The organism is Ruminiclostridium cellobioparum subsp. termitidis CT1112 (assembly GCF_000350485.1).
Taxonomy (GTDB): Bacteria; Bacillota; Clostridia; order Acetivibrionales; family DSM-1351; genus Ruminiclostridium; species Ruminiclostridium termitidis.
On sequence record NZ_AORV01000040.1, the window covers coordinates 38,433 to 55,255 of the forward strand.

Consider the following 16,823-nt stretch of genomic DNA (forward strand, 5'->3'; position numbering starts at 1 on the left):
CCCCCTATCCGGTGCCTGCATATATTTTTAAACCAACTGTATTTCTATTAATTATACCTGTAAAATGGCTTCTCCAAAAGCCTTTTGACCAAATACATGCTCTATTCTGGGCAGGGATATCCCTAAAGTTTCCCTCAGTACATCTTCAGCAGCCTCTACAGGTATGATTGTAAGCTCATTCCTGACCTCTTCCGGTACCTCCTTGAGGTCAACGGCATTATCCTTGGGAATCAAAACCTTTTTAATGCCGGCTCTTTGAGCTCCCAGCAATTTTTCCTTCAGACCGCCGATTGGTAAAACAGCTCCTCTCAAGGTGATTTCTCCTGTCATTGCAATTTTAGAGTCCACTTTAATGCCCGTTACCAGAGAAGCAAGGGCTGTAAACAATGCAATTCCTGCGGAAGGGCCATCCTTGGGAACGGCACCTGAGGGAACATGAATGTGTATATCCCTCTCCTTGAAATTGAATGTATTTATTGGCAATCTGGCCTTCAATAGGCTTAATGATATTCTGGCCGATTCCTTCATAACATCACCTAATTTACCCGTGAGCGTGACCTGTCCGCTTCCCGTCATATCAGTTGCTTCAATGAAGAGTATTTCTCCTCCGACAGGTGTCCATGCAAGTCCGGTAACAACTCCAGGCGGGTTATCCGACTCGGCTTTTTCATGCCTGGATATCTGCCTTCCCAATACTTCCTCCAACTGCTCCATTTTAATTCTGTATGGCAATTCTGCTTTATTGGAAACTATTTTCTCGGAGGTCACTCTTGCAAGTGCAGCCAATTGTTTTTTCAAGCCCCTGACTCCGGCTTCCAGAGTGTATTCGTTGATTATTTTTTGCAGCACATCATCAGCAATCACCAGTTGCTCTGACGTTAATCCATGCTCTTCAAGAATTGCAGGAATCAAGTGATTTTTCCCGATGTGGAATTTTTCATTAATTGTATAGCTGGATATCTGAATGACTTCCATTCTATCCAGCAGCGGGCCCGGAATGCTCTCCAGCGAATTGGCCGTTGCTATAAAGAAAACCTCTGACAGATCATAGGGCAGATCCAAATAATGGTCTGTAAAACTGTTGTTTTGCTCGGGATCAAGCACCTCAAGCAAAGCACTGGCAGGATCTCCGCTGTACCCGCCGGCCATCAGCTTGTCAACTTCATCCAAAACCATAACAGGATTGGTTTCCCCTGCTTTCTTAATGCTTTGGATGATCCTGCCCGGCATAGCTCCCACATAAGTCCTGCGGTGTCCCCTGATCTCAGACTCATCTCTGATCCCGCCCAAGCTTAAGCGGATATATTTTCTATCCAGCGCTTCCGCAATACTCTTGCCCAGGCTCGTTTTGCCTGTTCCGGGAGGCCCCACCAGCAGCAGGATGGAACCTTTTTTGTCTTTCTTCAGCTGCATTACGGCCAAATGCTGTATTATCCTATCCTTAACCTTGTCCAGTCCGTAATGCTGTTCATCCAAAATCCGCCTTGCCTCCCCTAAATTGACAGGTGTGGTTTCGCTCTTTTTCCAGGGCAGCTGTACCAGCAGATCCAGGTAGTTCCGTATAACATTATACTCCGAACTGTTGGGACCCTGGGTTTTCAATTTGTCCAATTCTTCAAGGGCGGCATTCTTTATGTCAATTGGCATACCGGCTTCTTCGATTTTACTTAAATAGTCCTTATCCTTTTTAGCCCCCTCTTCCTTTCCTTCATTTAATTCCTCTTGAATTGCTTTTAACTGTTCTCTCAGCACCGACTCCCTGTAATATTTATTTGCCTTTTCAGAAAATCTCTCTGCCATCTGAAACTGGAGTTCAACGGTTTCCTTCAGCTTTACAAGGTAATCCATAAACTTCAGGCTTCTTTCCTTCAAAGACTGGGTTTCCAGCAACTCATACTTTTCTCCGTTTGAAAGAGGCATGAATTGCGAAATATATACAATGAGCGAATTCAGGTCTTTCAGCTCCTCAAACACTTTCAGGTATTGGTCGGCGCCTCCGTACTGCTCCGATCTCGTGTATTTTTCGCTGAATTCCCGGGTAAAGTTCTTAATATAACTTAGCATCTCCTCCCGGCTCTTTTCATTGAGATCAATCTCATCAGGTGAAAAATCGTATTCAGCATAAATACCGCCATATTCAATTCTTATGCTATTGACCTCAACTCTATCCCTGGCTTTGATCTTAATGCGCCAGCCTTTTTCGGTCTGTTCGGCTTCTTCTAATTTAAAGGAAACACCTATCCTGTAAAAATCCTCTTCGCTTAATTGGCTATGTCCAAAGTTTTGTTTTAACGGCAGCGCAATATTTGTATTATCTTCCCGTTTCAAATTTTCAAGTTCTTCCTCATCAAGCGCCGGCAGCCTCAGTATGGAGGTTACACCGGGCAGTATAACCGTATCGGATATAGGAATTACTCTTCCTGATTTACCGTTATTGTCTTGTCCCATCATAATATCATCCTTTCCCTATATAAACGAATGTTCATTTAACTATAAATTAAATGATAGCGGGATTTTTTTATGATACTCTCACAAAATTGTCCCGCTTTTTGCTTTATTATTTTAGTAGCACATCCTGTATGATCTCAATCATTTCTTCCAGCAATTCTGCTCTTTCCTTTTCACTTTTGTGGTCATTAAATGCAATGGACTTTACCGGATAGAATATAATTGCTATTAAATTTTCAATCCTGTAATCCTTTATTACATTATTTTTCTTCAGCTCTCCTATGAAATTATTTATATTACATATGCCCTTTATCTCAGAACAACCGCTGGCTAATGAGGGGCAACTTGAGAACTGTTCCACAAAGTTAAAAATCTCTCTATTCTCCTGAATATAGTTATAATAACTTCTTACAAGTACTTCTATAAGTTGTTTCCCAGCCATCCCACATTGTACTTTATTAAAAATATAATCAAATATTTCTTCAGAGTACTCATGGTAAATATTCTGAAGCATGATTTCCTTGTTATCAAAATATATATATACCGTTGCCGGCGAAACCCCTGCTTCTTTAGCTATTTTTGAAATAGAAGTACCGTGAAAGCCTTCCTGAAGTATCAATTTGATTACAGCTTCTTTTATACTTTTTGCCTTCTCATCATCTCTTCTTCTCATCTGTTCACCTCAAATATAACGCATAGCCTCGTCATATTTCTATAATAAATGATCATTCATTTATTGTCAATACTTATATTAGGATATAAACAAATCATTGACTTATTTATCAAAGGTGGATATACTTATCCTTGACTTGAAGGATAAAAATCACATAATAAATATAAAAGTTTTCTAGGGTTCCGCAGTCTTACTGGTCCGAGACCAAGAGAAAACTCATAGCTGACAGCTATGCCACGGAAGGATAAAAACCTGGGAGGTATCACGATGATATCTTTCAGGTTTTATTTTTTTTAAGGAGGTGAAAACATGGCTTGGCTTTATCTGGTAATCGCAGGGATTTTTGAAATCATTTGGGCAATGGGATTAAAATATTCCCAGGGATTTACAAAGCTATACCCGTCTTTAATTACATTGGGAGGAATGATAATCAGTTTTTATTTATTGTCACTTGCGACCAAAACACTCCCAATTGGCACAGCATATGCTGTCTGGACCGGTATTGGAGCTTTGGGCGCCGTTATACTGGGTATATTTCTCTTTCGTGATCCGGTTAGTATCTCACGAATTTTATTTCTTTGCCTTATACTGATTGGTATTTTAGGACTAAAACTTACTTCTGCATGATTATTTGGAATTAAGCATTTCGTCACTTTTTACGGCTAATAATGCATCCTGGAAAAACAAATGCAGCAAATTTCACCCCGGTACTGAACCTAACCTCGCCCGTTAAATTCAGTACCGGGGAAACTGCAGGTATTATATTTATACTTTATACTCAACATGAAATACCGCTTATTGCCGATAAGGCCTTTTTCATCTGCCTCATCAAGGCCTACTTTATTTTTCTTCCATATACACGTATAAATCTATAAATCTCACACCCAAGCAATAATGCCCCCATGGTAGTGACCGATATTACATCCTTAAATATAAAGTTCCTGAGAAAACCCGGTAAATACGGAACTGTAACAATACTAGTCATCATAAACAATGAAGGTATCCCTATTATGATCAATTCAAATATAAATGTTTTTACAGAACCTTTTGGCCTGCTTCCAAGGAATGCAATGAGAGCGCCTAAAAACAGCCAACTAATCACAGCTATGCTCAAAGCTGCTATGAGGTATCCCGTTTCAAACCGATAATATGCCTTCCGGCCAACGTCCTGTGCTATAAAAAGCACCATTATGCCAGCTATATAAAATATAATGCCAAATAAACCTGTCCTGATATTCAGCCCTGTTTTTTTCTTCCATATGTCTGAAAGCTTTCCAAGCATTTTACTTTCATTCAGATTCTCCTCTATATCTTTCTCCGGCATAGCGTAATTCATCTGGTTAATTTTCATTTGGCATTTTTGACAGTCTTTAATGTGTGCTTCAATCATTTCTTTGCTTTCATTACTGCAAATACCATCAATATATAAGGGTAATAAATCTTCAATAACATTGCACGATATATCCTTCATGACAAATCCTCCAATCTGCCTGTAATTTTTTGTTTTGCACGGTAATAAGTGACTCTTGCCCAGCTTTCATGCTTTCCAAACAAGTCTGCAATTTGTGCATACGGCAGCTCCGCAAAAACTCTTAATGTGAAAACTTCCTTATATGGTTCGGGCAGAGAGTGCAGCATCCTGTGAATTTTTTCGGAATCAATACTATCCGCCAATCTATCAGCTAAATCGTCATATACCATTCCTTCGGTATCGCTGTTATAGTCTATTTTTTTATTTTTGTCCAGAATGTTAAAATACAAATTTTTTGCTATCTGGCATAGCCATGTATTTACTTTACAGGTCCCTTTAAAGGAGCTAAAGCTGTCCATAGCCCTTACGAAGGTTTCCTGGGTTATTTCTTCAGCTAATGTCCGGTCTTTGCACAGGGCCAGCATAAACCGGTAGACATCCCTGAAATGTAAGGCATATATTTCGTTGAAATTCACACTGATTCTCCCTCCTTTCATATATAAGACAATCGAATTTAAAAAACGTTACATTTTAAACGCTATTTAATTTTACCATTAATGTACATTATTTGTAATAAACATCTTGTAAATAACCGCACAACTAAATAATTACTATATCCATCGTTTAATTTTATGGTATTTATGGTAAATATTTGCAATTTAATGTATAATAAATTGTAAAGCCTGGATTGCTGCTGTCAACTATTTTATGAAGGGGGGTAAAATACTTAAAGACAATAACCTGATATATGATCCTGGTTTCTTGTTATACTGCCAATTCTGAATGTACCAGCCATACCCGTCCGAAAGTAAAAAATAATCTTTCGATCCGGCCGGGTACTCCCGCTTAAAACCCGTACCCTGCAGCAGAACTCAGGGTTAGTTGTCAATTAGATCTCGAGATAAGAGGTTTAATATTATCATTATTTCAATCTGTAAAGAATTTCAGTGCCGAATGCCAATCCGATATTTAAGTCTCAATGCAAGTTATTAATCACTCCGTTACAAAAACTACATTTACAGAGATTAGTTATGGTGAAACGCCTTATGTACAAGACGTGCAGCAGGACAAGTTTTTAAACAACCTTAAAATTGTGAATATCTTTCTGAAGTCACTTTTTACGGTTGGAATATTTTAATAGGAGATGAAAAAAATGAATTTGAGCGTTAAAAAAACAATCAGCACATTACTGGTTTGCTTAATTGCAATGTCAATGGTATTCACCGTACCGGTATCCCAAGTTTTAGCAGCCAGTGATGTATCAGTGAATTTATCTGCAGAAAAACAAGTGATTCGCGGTTTTGGAGGAATGAACTACCCCGCCTGGCAAGGTTCAGATTTGACGGCAGCCCAAAGAGAAACGGCCTTTGGCAATGGACAGGGTCAGTTAGGATTTTCTATTTTAAGAATCCATGTTGATCCCGATAAAAATACCTGGGCCAATGAATTGGATACAGCAAAAGCAGCCATTAAAAATGGAGCATTAGTTTTTGCTTCGCCCTGGAGCCCTCCAAGTGAAATGGTTCAGACCGTAAATGGTCAAAGACATGTGAAGCCCGATATGTACGCAGCATATGCAAAACATCTTAACGATTTCGTTTCATTCATGAAACAAAATGGCGTGGATCTGTATGCCATTTCTGTCCAGAATGAGCCTGATTACGGAGACGAGTGGACCTGGTGGACCCCACAGGAAATTCTTACCTTTATGAAGAATAATGCCGGCTCAATTAATTGCAGAGTAATAGCGCCTGAGTCCTTCCAATATCTGAAAAATATTTCGGACCCTATTCTGAACGATCCTCAGGCACTGGCAAACCTGGATATACTCGGTGCTCACCTTTACGGTACCCAGGTCAGCAACTTTCCCTATCCTCTTTTCAAACAAAAGGGCGCTGGAAAAGATCTCTGGATGACAGAAGTATACTATCCAAACAGTGAAGCAAACTCCGCAGACCGCTGGCCCGAGGCACTGGATGTTGCTCAGCATATGCACAATGCCATGGTAGAGGCAGATTTCCAGGCATATGTTTGGTGGTTTATCCGAAGGCAGTACGGTCCTATGAAAGAGGACGGTACCATGAGCAAACGCGGTGCTATGATGTCTCATTTCTCCAAATATGTACGTCCTGGCTATGTAAGGGTTGATGCAACAAAAAATCCTAATACAAACGTATACATATCTGCCTATAAAGGTGATAACAAAGTTGTTATTGTTGCCATTAACAAAGGAACCGCCGCAGTAAGCCAAAGATTTGCCCTGCAGAGCGGCTCAATATCAGGATTATCCACCTGGGTAACAGATAGCAGCAGGAATCTTGCGGCCGGAACTGTTAATGTATCCGGAAGTTCTTTTACTGCTCAGCTTCCAGCCCAAAGTGTTACGACCTTTGTAGGCAACCTGGGAGCTTCGGTGAAAAAAGGCGATTTAAATTCCGATGGGTCAATAGATGCCCTGGATTTAACGGTACTGAGAAAACACCTTTTGGGTATTGAGCTTTTGACAAATGAAGCATTGGCTGATCTAGATGCTAACGGAGGAGTCGATGCCCTGGATTTATCGCTGCTCAGACAATATTTGCTGGGTATTATCCCCGGTTTCCCCGGGGAAAGCGGCACATAAATAAATATACTATGCTTTATAAAATGGAATACTTATCGTGATCTTAATATGCTGCCGACCTCCATATAATGCCGGGGCAATCAGTTACCATAAAAATAAAAACTCCCGGACCTGAATCTTTTTTCGCAAGGTTCAGGTCCGGGGAACATCACAAGTATACTGGTTATTAAGATGAAATTTACATAAAAATTATTTACCAAAATCTAATGAGCCATCAAAGCTGTTTCCATCAAAAGTAGTGCCGGTGAAATCAATATCCGGGATAATATTTTTATCAAAATTAAATGTTTTATTATCCTTGAATTTACAATTGGTAAACTTTATTCCACTGGACAAACTAACTGCCAATATATTTGTATCTTTTATAAATGCCTCATTTTCAGATATCTCACATTTATCGTAAACAATATTTGACGAAGAATAAATATTAATTAAATTAGAGCTTTCACATTTCCTGAATATACTGTTGGTAAATGTAAAATCCTTGCAGTCACTCATTGTCATTGCTCCGTTGGTACACTCCTCAATAATGGAATTATTAAATTTTAAATTCTCAGTATTCATGGCAATAATACCGTAAGTCCCGCAGCCATATAAGATGCTGCTTGAAATATCTATGTCCTTTGATGAATTAAAATTCAATACACCCCCGGCACACTCACCCTTCTCTATGGTATGCCCGGCTTTAATATTTTTTAATGATATTTTATTACAATTTATAAATGTGAAAACATCCGCATATCTTGGCTCAACAACTATTTCAGCGGGTTTATCCCCTATACCTTCCAACGTCAGATTATAAATTTCATCCAGTATCAGTTCATTGCCGTCGAACTCTTCTTTCCAATAGATGTTTTTACGTTCACTGTACCCCTGTTTCAAATCAGATAAATTATAAATTCCAGGTTTCAGCTTGATATGCTTGTTTGAGCCAAGTGCGGCAAACAGTTCCTCAACATTGGATACCGTAACTTCCTGTACTTTAATGTCAGGTTTTTTGCCTATGTAGATACTCTTTGTATTACCGTCCCAACTGACATCTTTCCCAAATATTTTACTTATTGCTGCAACAGGTACATATGTAACACCATTTGAAATAAAGGGTTCAATTGTTTCTCCGTTAGCGCCCTTAGGTTGTGAAAGGACTCCATCCACATAAATTTTTATGTTGTCAAATACAACCGATATCTTATTTTCCATAGGTTCCGCTAAAACAGTTATTCCCAGTGCAGATACCCCTAAAACCGCTGTAAATAGCAATCCTGAAATAAAGCCTTTAAGTTTGTCCTTGTTTATCATTTAAATTCCTCCAAGTTTAATATTTTATTTATGATACATGCTTTCCCGGATAATTTTTATATTAATATTTTATATTAATAGCCAAATAATTACAATTAGGATAAGACCCCTTATTCAGGCTCATTATGAAGCTCGAATTTCCGTCGTATTGCAGGTATACAAATACCAAATATACCATATACCTAAATTGTGCCATTAATCCATTTTGGAATCGTGGAACTTTTTAAGCCAATCTTTTTTATTTTTTATTTCGCTTTTTGATAGCCTATCTATTTGCTGACTATAATTTTTTAGCAGGCTTCTTTTGTTAAAATCAAAGAGAGTCTCATCACCTTCCGAGTTTCCTTTATCTAACGTAAAACATTCTCCCTGGTTATTCCATGTATAACGCACTCTTCTATTTGCAGAAAATAGAAACGCATCATCCGGATTTTCTAATTCATTCGCATTGCTGTTTGTGAATTTTATTTCATAATTGACATCTATATAAAACCCATCCTGGGAATCTGTTAAGAGGTAAAATGGTTTTATTTCAGACATTGTACCATTTATTGTTATATATGCAAGTTGATTTGGTGACCCCCAATCACTTTTTTGTGTAATATATCTTAAATCTTCAGATATACCATTATTTCTTATTCCATACCATACGTCATCAAATTCAATAATGCCTGTACCATAAGCATTGAGTTCCTTAAATACAAGCCATGCCCTTTTTGAATTAACATCTTCTTCTATCCTGAAATCAGGCTCATAATTAAGATTCCTGCCTGGCAAATTAATGTTTCCCATATAAGTTATATTACTTTTGTCCTCTTCAAAGATAAGATAACTTAATCCTGCTGCAGGTAATACCATCTCAATTAAATCAATATTCTTTGAAGTATATTGAAGTTTAAAATGATAGAGATGTGCTGAAATTATTCCCTCCCTTTTCTCAGTATCGTTAAGAATGCTATTTTTTACTTCAATACCATATTCTTTTAAGGTACTATTGACAACCGCTATGGGTTTTTCATCGATTCTATTCACAATATCATTTGTATTAATTTTGCTAACTAATAAATTTAAATTATCAGAATTAGAAGAATGTAATGTGGTGGTTGAAATATCTCCTTTTTGTATTTCTGCTTTTGTAGATTTAATATTAACTCCAACACTGGTATTTCCAGGCTTATCCAAAATAATAGAGACCAAAAGGAATAATATAATGAGCAATAAAAAGCATATAATTTTTGCATTTTTCATTTTCCTATTCCTTTCTCATAATATTAAGGGGTTCGTAATAAAAGTTGATTGCAAACTATATTGGTATTTTACAACTTATTACCAGAATATAAGTTACAAAATTGTAATATTAATCTACAAAGTTCATATCTCAGAAATACAAAATCCAGAGATACCGATTAAATCGGTATCTCTGGATTTTGTATTTTTCTTAACTCATGTAAATTTCTTATACACATAACTAATATTCCCGAAAGACTTCGTTAGGCAGCTTTATTAACTGCAAATGTAATATAGGCAGTAAACCATTTATATTTTCAACACATTTCTCAACTTCCTGCTTTTGTTCTTCCTGGGATAAGTTGCTGTCAAGCATGGGACTTCTTATATAATTTATAAAGGCATTCTTTTCAATATCAGCCAGTTCTTTAAGCTTTGTCACAATATCCCTTGCCACAGTCAGCGGTACACCCAGATCAATAAAGTATTTAACAAATCTGCAGACTGTCATGCTATAGGCCGGAAACATTGTATTACTCTTGTCTGTCGAGATAATTATGCGGAGATCAATCAGTTCGTTTATATTTTCGTCACTAAAACCAATTTCCTTGATTTGCGATATGCTGACCAGGTTTTGATCAACGCCAAATGGCAGCAATTTATTTACAGACTCAAGTATCTGCAAACCAAAACCATTTATTGTATTTGTATCGTAGTTTACCAGCCTCTTTATTTGATTCAACGTAAAATCAGCATTCCTCATTTTTTCAATAACCTTTAATTTCTCTATAAATTCTTCATCATAGTATGCCATATTCTTCGCGGATTTTTGCGGTACTGGCAAAAGGCCCTCTTTAATATAAAAATTAATTGTGGCTCGAGTCATATTAGTTAATTTTTCAAGTTCCCTCATTGGAATCTTTTTCTTGCGCTCGGATTCATCCTTCATCTTATCACCCCGTCATTGAAAGTATAAATTAAAGCTTTTTACTTGTCAATTTGTATACTTAAGTAGAAAATTTGTTGACAAAACTATTAAACTTGAATATATTATGTATTAAGTAACACTTTTTACTTTGTGACATATATTACATTAAGCAAGCAATGAATAAAATGGGGGTTATTTTATATGAAGTACAAAGCTGAAATTTTTGATCATTTACAATATTTATATAATACGACAGGCTTTAACGATCACCAGGTACATTGTGTAATCAAATTTGAGAAAAAGGTTGATCCTATTGCTATGAAAAAAGCTGTTGAAATATTGATTAATACTGTACCTATATTATCACGAGTATACAAACACGGCAACAGCAGTCCGTTTTGGGAGGACTCTGAAAAAATACATATATCAGAGTATTTTTATGTTGTGGAAAGTTATAAAGAGTTTGAAGCTTTTACTTTTTCCAAAACAGATGAAGAGTTTGGCCCGCAGATTAAAATTTGCTTGCTGCAATCAGAAAGCGATTCACTGTCAATCGTAATTAACCATATGATTACTGATGGTGCGGGAATAAAGCAATGTGCCTATCTTTTATCCGAAATATACTCACGGCTTCTTATAGATCCGGATTATAAGCCCGAATATGTCATTGATAGTGACAGAGGCTTTAAGCATGTCATTTCAGGATTAAGTTTAATAGATAAAATCAAAATCCTCATATTCAATAAAAAAGATAACAATCAAAGCAGCGACCACAAATTCCCAATGAGTAGAAACGAGAGTATTTCACCATTTATACTGACTCATGAGGTTTCAAGTGAAAGGTATGCACAAATCCTGAATTTTTGTAAAATAAACAAGGTAACCGTAAATGATGTAATGCTTACTGCATATTTTAGAGTTCTGTCAAGAATATTAAAAATCGACGGAGAACTCTTTGGTATACCAATTATGATCGACATGAGAAGACATTTAAAGGATAAAAACTTAAATTCGCTTACTAATCTTTCTTCAACTGTAATTATAAATGCCTGTGTTTATCAGGAGGAGAGTTTCTCTCAAACTTTAGAAAAAATAAGCAATGAAATGAAAAATAAAAAAAATAATTATTTAGGGTTAAATACCTTCTTAAAATTAGACACTTTATTTAGGTTTTGTAAAGGCAGCCTTCCTTATAAAATATTAAAGCATTCATTAAAAAATCCCAATATATGCATGACGAACATTGGAATCATTGACTCAAAAAAGTTAGTATTCGAAGGCTCTCCTATTTCAAATGCTTTTATTTGCGGATCAATTAAATACCGTCCGCATTTTCAAATGGCTGTAAGCAGTTTTAACAATAGGATGACATTAAGTGTTAATTTGTATGGCAGTCAAGAAGATCGTGATACTATTGGAGAGTTTTTCTCTCTAATAGATGCTGAATTAATAAAGCTTTGATGAATTGGCAGAGAGTTGACCAATTAAATCAAATTAAATATCAAATTTACAAATACTCAAATACAAACGGCTGAGAGTCCTCCTTAAAACCCTTATTATAAGGTTAAATCAATATTTTACCCCCTGCAGAACATGTTTCTTTCCGCCACATCCGGGATATTTATTAAGTATAAACCCAGCTTCTATGAGGGCACTTTTTACATCACTTGCCACAGTAAAAGTGGAACATGTACCTCCCTGTTTTGTCTTTTCTCCAATTGCCATAAGCAACTCAGGCCGCCAAATTGAGGGGTTCTTTTTGGGACTATGCCCATCGAGAAACCAGACATCACAGGATTTCTCCAAGGATTCAACCATTTCAAGTGCTTCTCCTATCCAAAGATTCAGCTCAATCGTTCCAAATGACTTCTGTATTTTCGCTGAATGCCAACCTGCCACGGTGATATCAATACTTCGATATGTTTCCACAAGTGTATCGATCTCCTCACCGACTCTATCTTTAAATCCATTCAGGATATCGAGCATTCTCTCAGGACTCAAAGGGTACAGTTCAACTGAGTTATATTCTATGGAAATATTTTTCAAACCACTTTTTTTAATAAACTCCATAAGCGCAACTACCACACGACCAGCGCCAAAGCCTGTTTCACCAATGATAAAAGGGGTTCTCGATTCTATCCCCATAGTAATCCTCTCAATTAGATTATTATTCCTGAAATAGATCTGCTGTGCTTCATTCAGCGCATCCACTACATCAAAATAACGATCATCAAACTGTTCATTCACAAGCTTGGATGGTATTAGCATAGTTTACATTTTCCTTTTCCTCTTATAAATTATATATTTATTTCACATTTTTCAATAACATCTAAGGAATTTATGGTTTCCCTGTAGATTTTGAACTCTCTTTCAAACTGCTATTATTTTATCCAAAGCAATCTAGTTATTATAGCAATTCTACATTATTATAGCAACTTGTACAAATTATTGAACTCGACATCTATAATCGTCTCTTATAATATTTTAGATATAAACACGTAATGCAAGGGGTCACAAACTTACAACGCTAAATAAAATATATAAAAACATTTTAATAGTTCAAATTTATTAGGTATTTTCTTGGAGGAACCTGAAGCATTTATCATGGAAATGAAAGAAGTTAAAGAACTCATTCAAATATTTTCTGATTATTTTTGTTAAACCTCTCTTGTATCAGCAGTTACGTGGATTGCAATATCAGAAGTTATACTGGGAAACTCAGATATTACACTTAAAATTTCACATATTGGAAATGGGAGTGGTTATGTAGACTTGTGCAAACCCATTAACTTGTCTATCAAATATTTATAAAAAAGATATCCTAAAATAACCACGCATTGTTAACTAACTAATAAGTAATTTTTGACCAAATTCGTTGCTTCCAATCTTTCCAAGCTAACTTTACTTCATCAACTAACCAGGTTCCGGCTATAGTAATTGAGTTTTCGTGAGACGCATAAATAACCCAGTCCATTTCATTACTGCACCAGTAACCTTCACCATCTATCGTATAGAATGGATAAAAAGCATCAGTATCTAGCTCATATTCCGGGGAAGAATCAAATTCTCTAAGCTGATATATTTTATAAATTCCATGTCTTTTAAGTATTTCTCTCAATCTTTCAATATCTTGATCCTCATCAAAAAAATCATCAGTAAAAGCGACGATATCTTCACGATTACATTCAATTAATGGATACCAATATGAACCTACTTCACACCATTTTATACTTAGTTCTTTTCGTAGCATATCACTTTCAGTCTCAGATATAACTCGCCTGTAAAACATGGGTTCTACAACTGATAAGTCAGCCTCTGTTAGATCACTAATGAATTTACAAAATAGATACTTTTCTTTGTTCATAGCTTTTTCTTGAACTTCATTATTTCTTGGCTCAGGAAACTCCTTTGACTTTACCTCCGCTAGTTCAAATAATTTAGGTAACATTTCTGACAATGGCAAATGATTATATGTTCCTTTTTTCAGTTCATCAATAATAATCTTCCCAACAGTTTGACCATTTGAAGGTTTAGTAAATGAACTTTCTGCGCACAAACCAGTTGTAATCAATTCATTTTTTGCATATTCTAAGGATTCAAATTCCTCTGGGTTATGTTTTTCCACTTCGATTAATATTGCATCAAGAACATTATATCTTGGAAATATGTCATAAGCCTCGTCTGTGTAATGATAACCATTTTTCTTCCCATTTCTATCCGGATCACACACTTTGCTGTATTCATCTCTCCAAAAATATCCTCTTTCTATACAATATCTTCTTGCTGCAGTATGTAATTTCATAGTATTTGTCATAAACCCTCCCCATACGGTTGAAAACCAATCATATCTCAGGTTCTAGCTCTGCATATTATAATACCTAGTTGCTTTAATATTCTATAGGCAATCATACTTCTTTTCTAGTACCAAAACTCTGCTTATAATTTTCTAGTAATCATCTTGCTCTCTTAAAGGCGTTCTAATCCAACCCCAGTGTTTTAATATATCTGCTTCTTTTATGTCATTTTCTTGATAATGGTGCGCATGTGGAAATGGTATAGAAATTTTATTTTCATTAAACCCCTTTGATTTTAGATATTCTGCCATCTTTGTTATGTCATCATATATATAAATAATATTATGTCTGTCATACACCATCAGTTGCTTGGTCTTAGTTGATGCTAACCATAAATGGTGCCTTCCATCTGTCTCTAATAACTTCTTATATTTGTTAACAAATTCAGATATCTCCACATAAGACATTGAATAAGGGCATTGATATCTCCCTTCTTCATTTTCATTTCTAGGCACTACGAGCACATATAAACACCAATATGGTGGTTCAAAACTCTTAAGAATATCCAGCATGAGGTCAATTTGATTTTTTATAGGTGCAACAGTTATCCTTTTATAATTGGGATAGCTTTCAATACACCAGGAATCATTATAAAAAAACTCTTCATCAGAATCACCGACTACAATACCAAACTTAAATATTTTGCTCATAACTTTTCCTCGTTATATAATGCTTTTCTAAATATATTGATATTCTATCTTAACAGCAAATTAATTACAATCATAATAAACTTTTACCAGTTAACCATCAACCCGATAATGAAACAACTTGTTTATCTGGCAACAAATTTACATAAAACAAATAATAATAAGGCTTCTTTTTCAGGCAACCTTATTATATGAAGTATTTTATAGTTCATTCAAATCTAGAATAAATCAAATTTAACTTGATTTATTCTAGATTTGGAACAATATTTTCTGGTTATTTTTGTTAAACCTCTTGGAAATTGGCGTGGAAATTAGTTTTCACACAGTCTGATAGATAATAAGCACTGTTATTTAAATTATATTCAAAATAATAGAATATACACCTTAATTCTAGATATACATAGATTCAGTAATATTTTTTTAATAACTTTATTAAGGGATATGACTAAATTCTATCCAGTAAATCCCCATGTAGAGCTTCTTCACATCCTTTTATTGAAGAATATTCATAAATATACCTCGGCATCGTCAATATGAAAGCCCTTCTCAATACACTACAATAGTTTTCTTTTCCAAATTTCTCTTTACCGCTAACAGGAAAGACGTAATTGAAGCCAAATTCTGATGCTCTTATTGATGCACAAGAAAAGTATCTAATACCTACTAATTTGTTTTGACTCACCTTAGCCCTTACCCATTGCATAAGTAATTGTGGAATTATATATTCAGAGGCAAATGGGTCACTTTTACATACTCTTATAAAAGAACAAGCTGCAATCAGTGGGTACCAATAAAGGTAGCTTATCATTTTTAATGGATTTGTTAAATCAATTTCATCTAAATGATCTCTTCTCAGCCTTTTATCGATTGTAATTGCATCAGCGTAACTATCAGTCTTATATCTTTCTCCTCTATTAAATACTATAAAATCACTTGGTTTTATTCCTAATTCAATAACTTCAATATTTAAATTACCATTATTACGAATATTCCTATCAAATCTAAACAATGCGGCAATTGTTAAGTCATTTAAGCTACTAATTTTAGTTTCTTCGCAGCATAGCTTTATGGAAGTTCCCAAATATAAACTAGGGTATCCTGAGATGCTGTATCTGCAAGATGCTACTTTAGACCTTAGGTTGTATGGTGTATGAAAAATGTCTTTCCTTTCATACTTTATATTTGGTTGAATGTTTCTTATTCTATATAGGTTTAAAGTTTCTTCAAAATCATTATCAATAATCCCGGTTTTATTATATTTCCTTAACGGTTCTGTACCTAATACCTTCATTGTTTCATTCATCTTTATATATGCCTTACTGGGAAAACCTTTGTGGTAGCATTCTATACACCGCAATAAACAGTCACATATATTCTGTATCTTTACAATATCAATACCTTTAAAATGCGATATTAGGTCTAGATATTTATTAAACAAATTAGTAAGTGTTATATAAAAGTCTTTCCCATCCCACCTTTGGGGTAAATCTAAAAAATTGCAACCCATAATTCTTATAAAGTCTGGTTTATCAATGTTAATTACCATATAATACACTCCTAACTATCTTTTCTATATTTGGCAATACAATTAGAAATAACAGCTTTTTGACATTCTGATATATCATTCATAGAATCCGCCAATAAAACCATTGT

General features: G+C 35.4%; 14 protein-coding genes and 1 riboswitch. Of the genes, 3 read left to right on the forward strand and 11 right to left on the reverse strand.

The window, feature by feature from the left end; all coding sequences use genetic code 11:
• Positions 1–51: 51 nt before the first annotated feature.
• Positions 52–2,451 (reverse strand): endopeptidase La, encoded by a 2,400-nt coding sequence (lon, locus tag CTER_RS15120; protein WP_004626745.1) that lies wholly within the window; start codon positions 2,449–2,451, stop codon positions 52–54.
• Between the two features lie 106 nt (positions 2,452–2,557).
• Positions 2,558–3,121 carry a TetR/AcrR family transcriptional regulator gene (locus CTER_RS15125; protein ID WP_004626723.1) on the reverse strand — a complete coding sequence of 188 codons (564 nt, stop codon included), beginning with the start codon at positions 3,119–3,121 and terminating at the stop codon, positions 2,558–2,560.
• A gap of 163 nt (positions 3,122–3,284) precedes the next feature.
• Positions 3,285–3,382: riboswitch (guanidine-I (ykkC/yxkD leader) on the forward strand.
• 48 nt (positions 3,383–3,430) lie between these two features.
• Here CTER_RS15125 and sugE point away from each other — a divergent pair.
• Entirely contained in the window at positions 3,431–3,748 is a 318-nt protein-coding gene (sugE, locus tag CTER_RS15130) for a quaternary ammonium compound efflux SMR transporter SugE (RefSeq protein WP_004626720.1), read from the forward strand.
• A gap of 208 nt (positions 3,749–3,956) precedes the next feature.
• On the opposite strand, the gene CTER_RS27050 is transcribed toward sugE, so the two are convergent.
• Together CTER_RS27050 and CTER_RS15145 are read right to left on the reverse strand one after the other, a co-directional pair.
• Positions 3,957–4,592, reverse strand: coding sequence for a zf-HC2 domain-containing protein (locus tag CTER_RS27050; protein ID WP_004626747.1), 636 nt, complete (start codon positions 4,590–4,592; stop codon positions 3,957–3,959).
• Positions 4,589–5,068, reverse strand: coding sequence for an RNA polymerase sigma factor (locus CTER_RS15145; RefSeq protein ID WP_004626760.1), 480 nt, complete (start codon positions 5,066–5,068; stop codon positions 4,589–4,591). The genes CTER_RS27050 and CTER_RS15145 overlap by 4 nt, the downstream gene beginning before the upstream one ends.
• A 677-nt stretch (positions 5,069–5,745) precedes the next feature.
• Here CTER_RS15145 and xynC point away from each other — a divergent pair.
• Positions 5,746–7,215: a glucuronoarabinoxylan endo-1,4-beta-xylanase XynC gene (xynC, locus tag CTER_RS15150; RefSeq protein WP_004626716.1), complete on the forward strand. Its 1,470-nt coding sequence runs from the start codon at positions 5,746–5,748 to the stop codon at positions 7,213–7,215.
• A gap of 189 nt (positions 7,216–7,404) precedes the next feature.
• Here xynC and CTER_RS15155 read toward each other — a convergent pair whose 3' ends face one another.
• The 3 genes from CTER_RS15155 to CTER_RS15165 form a co-directional block, all read right to left on the reverse strand.
• The gene (locus CTER_RS15155) at positions 7,405–8,514 is read right to left on the reverse strand and encodes a stalk domain-containing protein (protein WP_004626837.1); all 1,110 of its coding nucleotides are present in this window, start codon (positions 8,512–8,514) and stop codon (positions 7,405–7,407) included.
• A 195-nt stretch (positions 8,515–8,709) separates the two neighbouring features.
• On the reverse strand, positions 8,710–9,762 hold the full coding sequence (locus CTER_RS15160) for a hypothetical protein (RefSeq protein ID WP_004626821.1): 1,053 nt from the start codon (positions 9,760–9,762) through the stop codon (positions 8,710–8,712).
• Between the two features lie 220 nt (positions 9,763–9,982).
• On the reverse strand, positions 9,983–10,690 hold the full coding sequence (locus tag CTER_RS15165) for a MerR family transcriptional regulator (protein WP_004626830.1): 708 nt from the start codon (positions 10,688–10,690) through the stop codon (positions 9,983–9,985).
• A 180-nt stretch (positions 10,691–10,870) separates the two neighbouring features.
• Here CTER_RS15165 and CTER_RS15170 point away from each other — a divergent pair, with 180 nt between their 5' ends.
• Positions 10,871–12,130, forward strand: coding sequence for a WS/DGAT domain-containing protein (locus CTER_RS15170; RefSeq protein ID WP_004626750.1), 1,260 nt, complete (start codon positions 10,871–10,873; stop codon positions 12,128–12,130).
• 108 nt (positions 12,131–12,238) lie between these two features.
• Here the strand turns inward: CTER_RS15170 and mnmC2 are convergent, their stop codons facing one another.
• The 4 genes from mnmC2 to CTER_RS15190 all read right to left on the reverse strand — a co-directional run bounded on the left by mnmC2 (position 12,239) and on the right by CTER_RS15190 (position 16,716).
• A complete protein-coding gene (gene mnmC2, locus CTER_RS15175; protein WP_004626827.1) occupies positions 12,239–12,937 on the reverse strand; it encodes a tRNA (5-methylaminomethyl-2-thiouridine)(34)-methyltransferase MnmC2 in 699 nt (232 codons plus the stop codon).
• A gap of 580 nt (positions 12,938–13,517) precedes the next feature.
• Positions 13,518–14,483, reverse strand: coding sequence for a hypothetical protein (locus CTER_RS15180; RefSeq protein ID WP_004626845.1), 966 nt, complete (start codon positions 14,481–14,483; stop codon positions 13,518–13,520).
• Positions 14,484–14,615: 132 nt separating this feature from the next.
• The gene (locus tag CTER_RS15185) at positions 14,616–15,173 is read right to left on the reverse strand and encodes a hypothetical protein (RefSeq protein WP_004626839.1); all 558 of its coding nucleotides are present in this window, start codon (positions 15,171–15,173) and stop codon (positions 14,616–14,618) included.
• 442 nt (positions 15,174–15,615) lie between these two features.
• Positions 15,616–16,716: a hypothetical protein gene (locus CTER_RS15190; protein ID WP_004626831.1), complete on the reverse strand. Its 1,101-nt coding sequence runs from the start codon at positions 16,714–16,716 to the stop codon at positions 15,616–15,618.
• Between the last annotated feature and the right edge of the window lie 107 nt (positions 16,717–16,823).

Coding starts and splice junctions, on each gene's coding strand:
- CTER_RS15185 (WP_004626839.1), bottom strand. CDS start 15,173: ATGAGCAAAATATTTAAGTTTGGTATTGTAGTCGGTGATTCTGATGAA.
- CTER_RS15170 (WP_004626750.1), top strand. CDS start 10,871: ATGAAGTACAAAGCTGAAATTTTTGATCATTTACAATATTTATATAAT.
- xynC (WP_004626716.1), top strand. CDS start 5,746: ATGAATTTGAGCGTTAAAAAAACAATCAGCACATTACTGGTTTGCTTA.
- CTER_RS15125 (WP_004626723.1), bottom strand. CDS start 3,121: ATGAGAAGAAGAGATGATGAGAAGGCAAAAAGTATAAAAGAAGCTGTA.
- mnmC2 (WP_004626827.1), bottom strand. CDS start 12,937: ATGCTAATACCATCCAAGCTTGTGAATGAACAGTTTGATGATCGTTAT.
- CTER_RS15180 (WP_004626845.1), bottom strand. CDS start 14,483: ATGACAAATACTATGAAATTACATACTGCAGCAAGAAGATATTGTATA.
- lon (WP_004626745.1), bottom strand. CDS start 2,451: ATGATGGGACAAGACAATAACGGTAAATCAGGAAGAGTAATTCCTATA.
- CTER_RS15155 (WP_004626837.1), bottom strand. CDS start 8,514: ATGATAAACAAGGACAAACTTAAAGGCTTTATTTCAGGATTGCTATTT.
- CTER_RS27050 (WP_004626747.1), bottom strand. CDS start 4,592: ATGAAGGATATATCGTGCAATGTTATTGAAGATTTATTACCCTTATAT.
- CTER_RS15165 (WP_004626830.1), bottom strand. CDS start 10,690: ATGAAGGATGAATCCGAGCGCAAGAAAAAGATTCCAATGAGGGAACTT.
- CTER_RS15160 (WP_004626821.1), bottom strand. CDS start 9,762: ATGAAAAATGCAAAAATTATATGCTTTTTATTGCTCATTATATTATTC.
- sugE (WP_004626720.1), top strand. CDS start 3,431: ATGGCTTGGCTTTATCTGGTAATCGCAGGGATTTTTGAAATCATTTGG.
- CTER_RS15190 (WP_004626831.1), bottom strand. CDS start 16,716: ATGGTAATTAACATTGATAAACCAGACTTTATAAGAATTATGGGTTGC.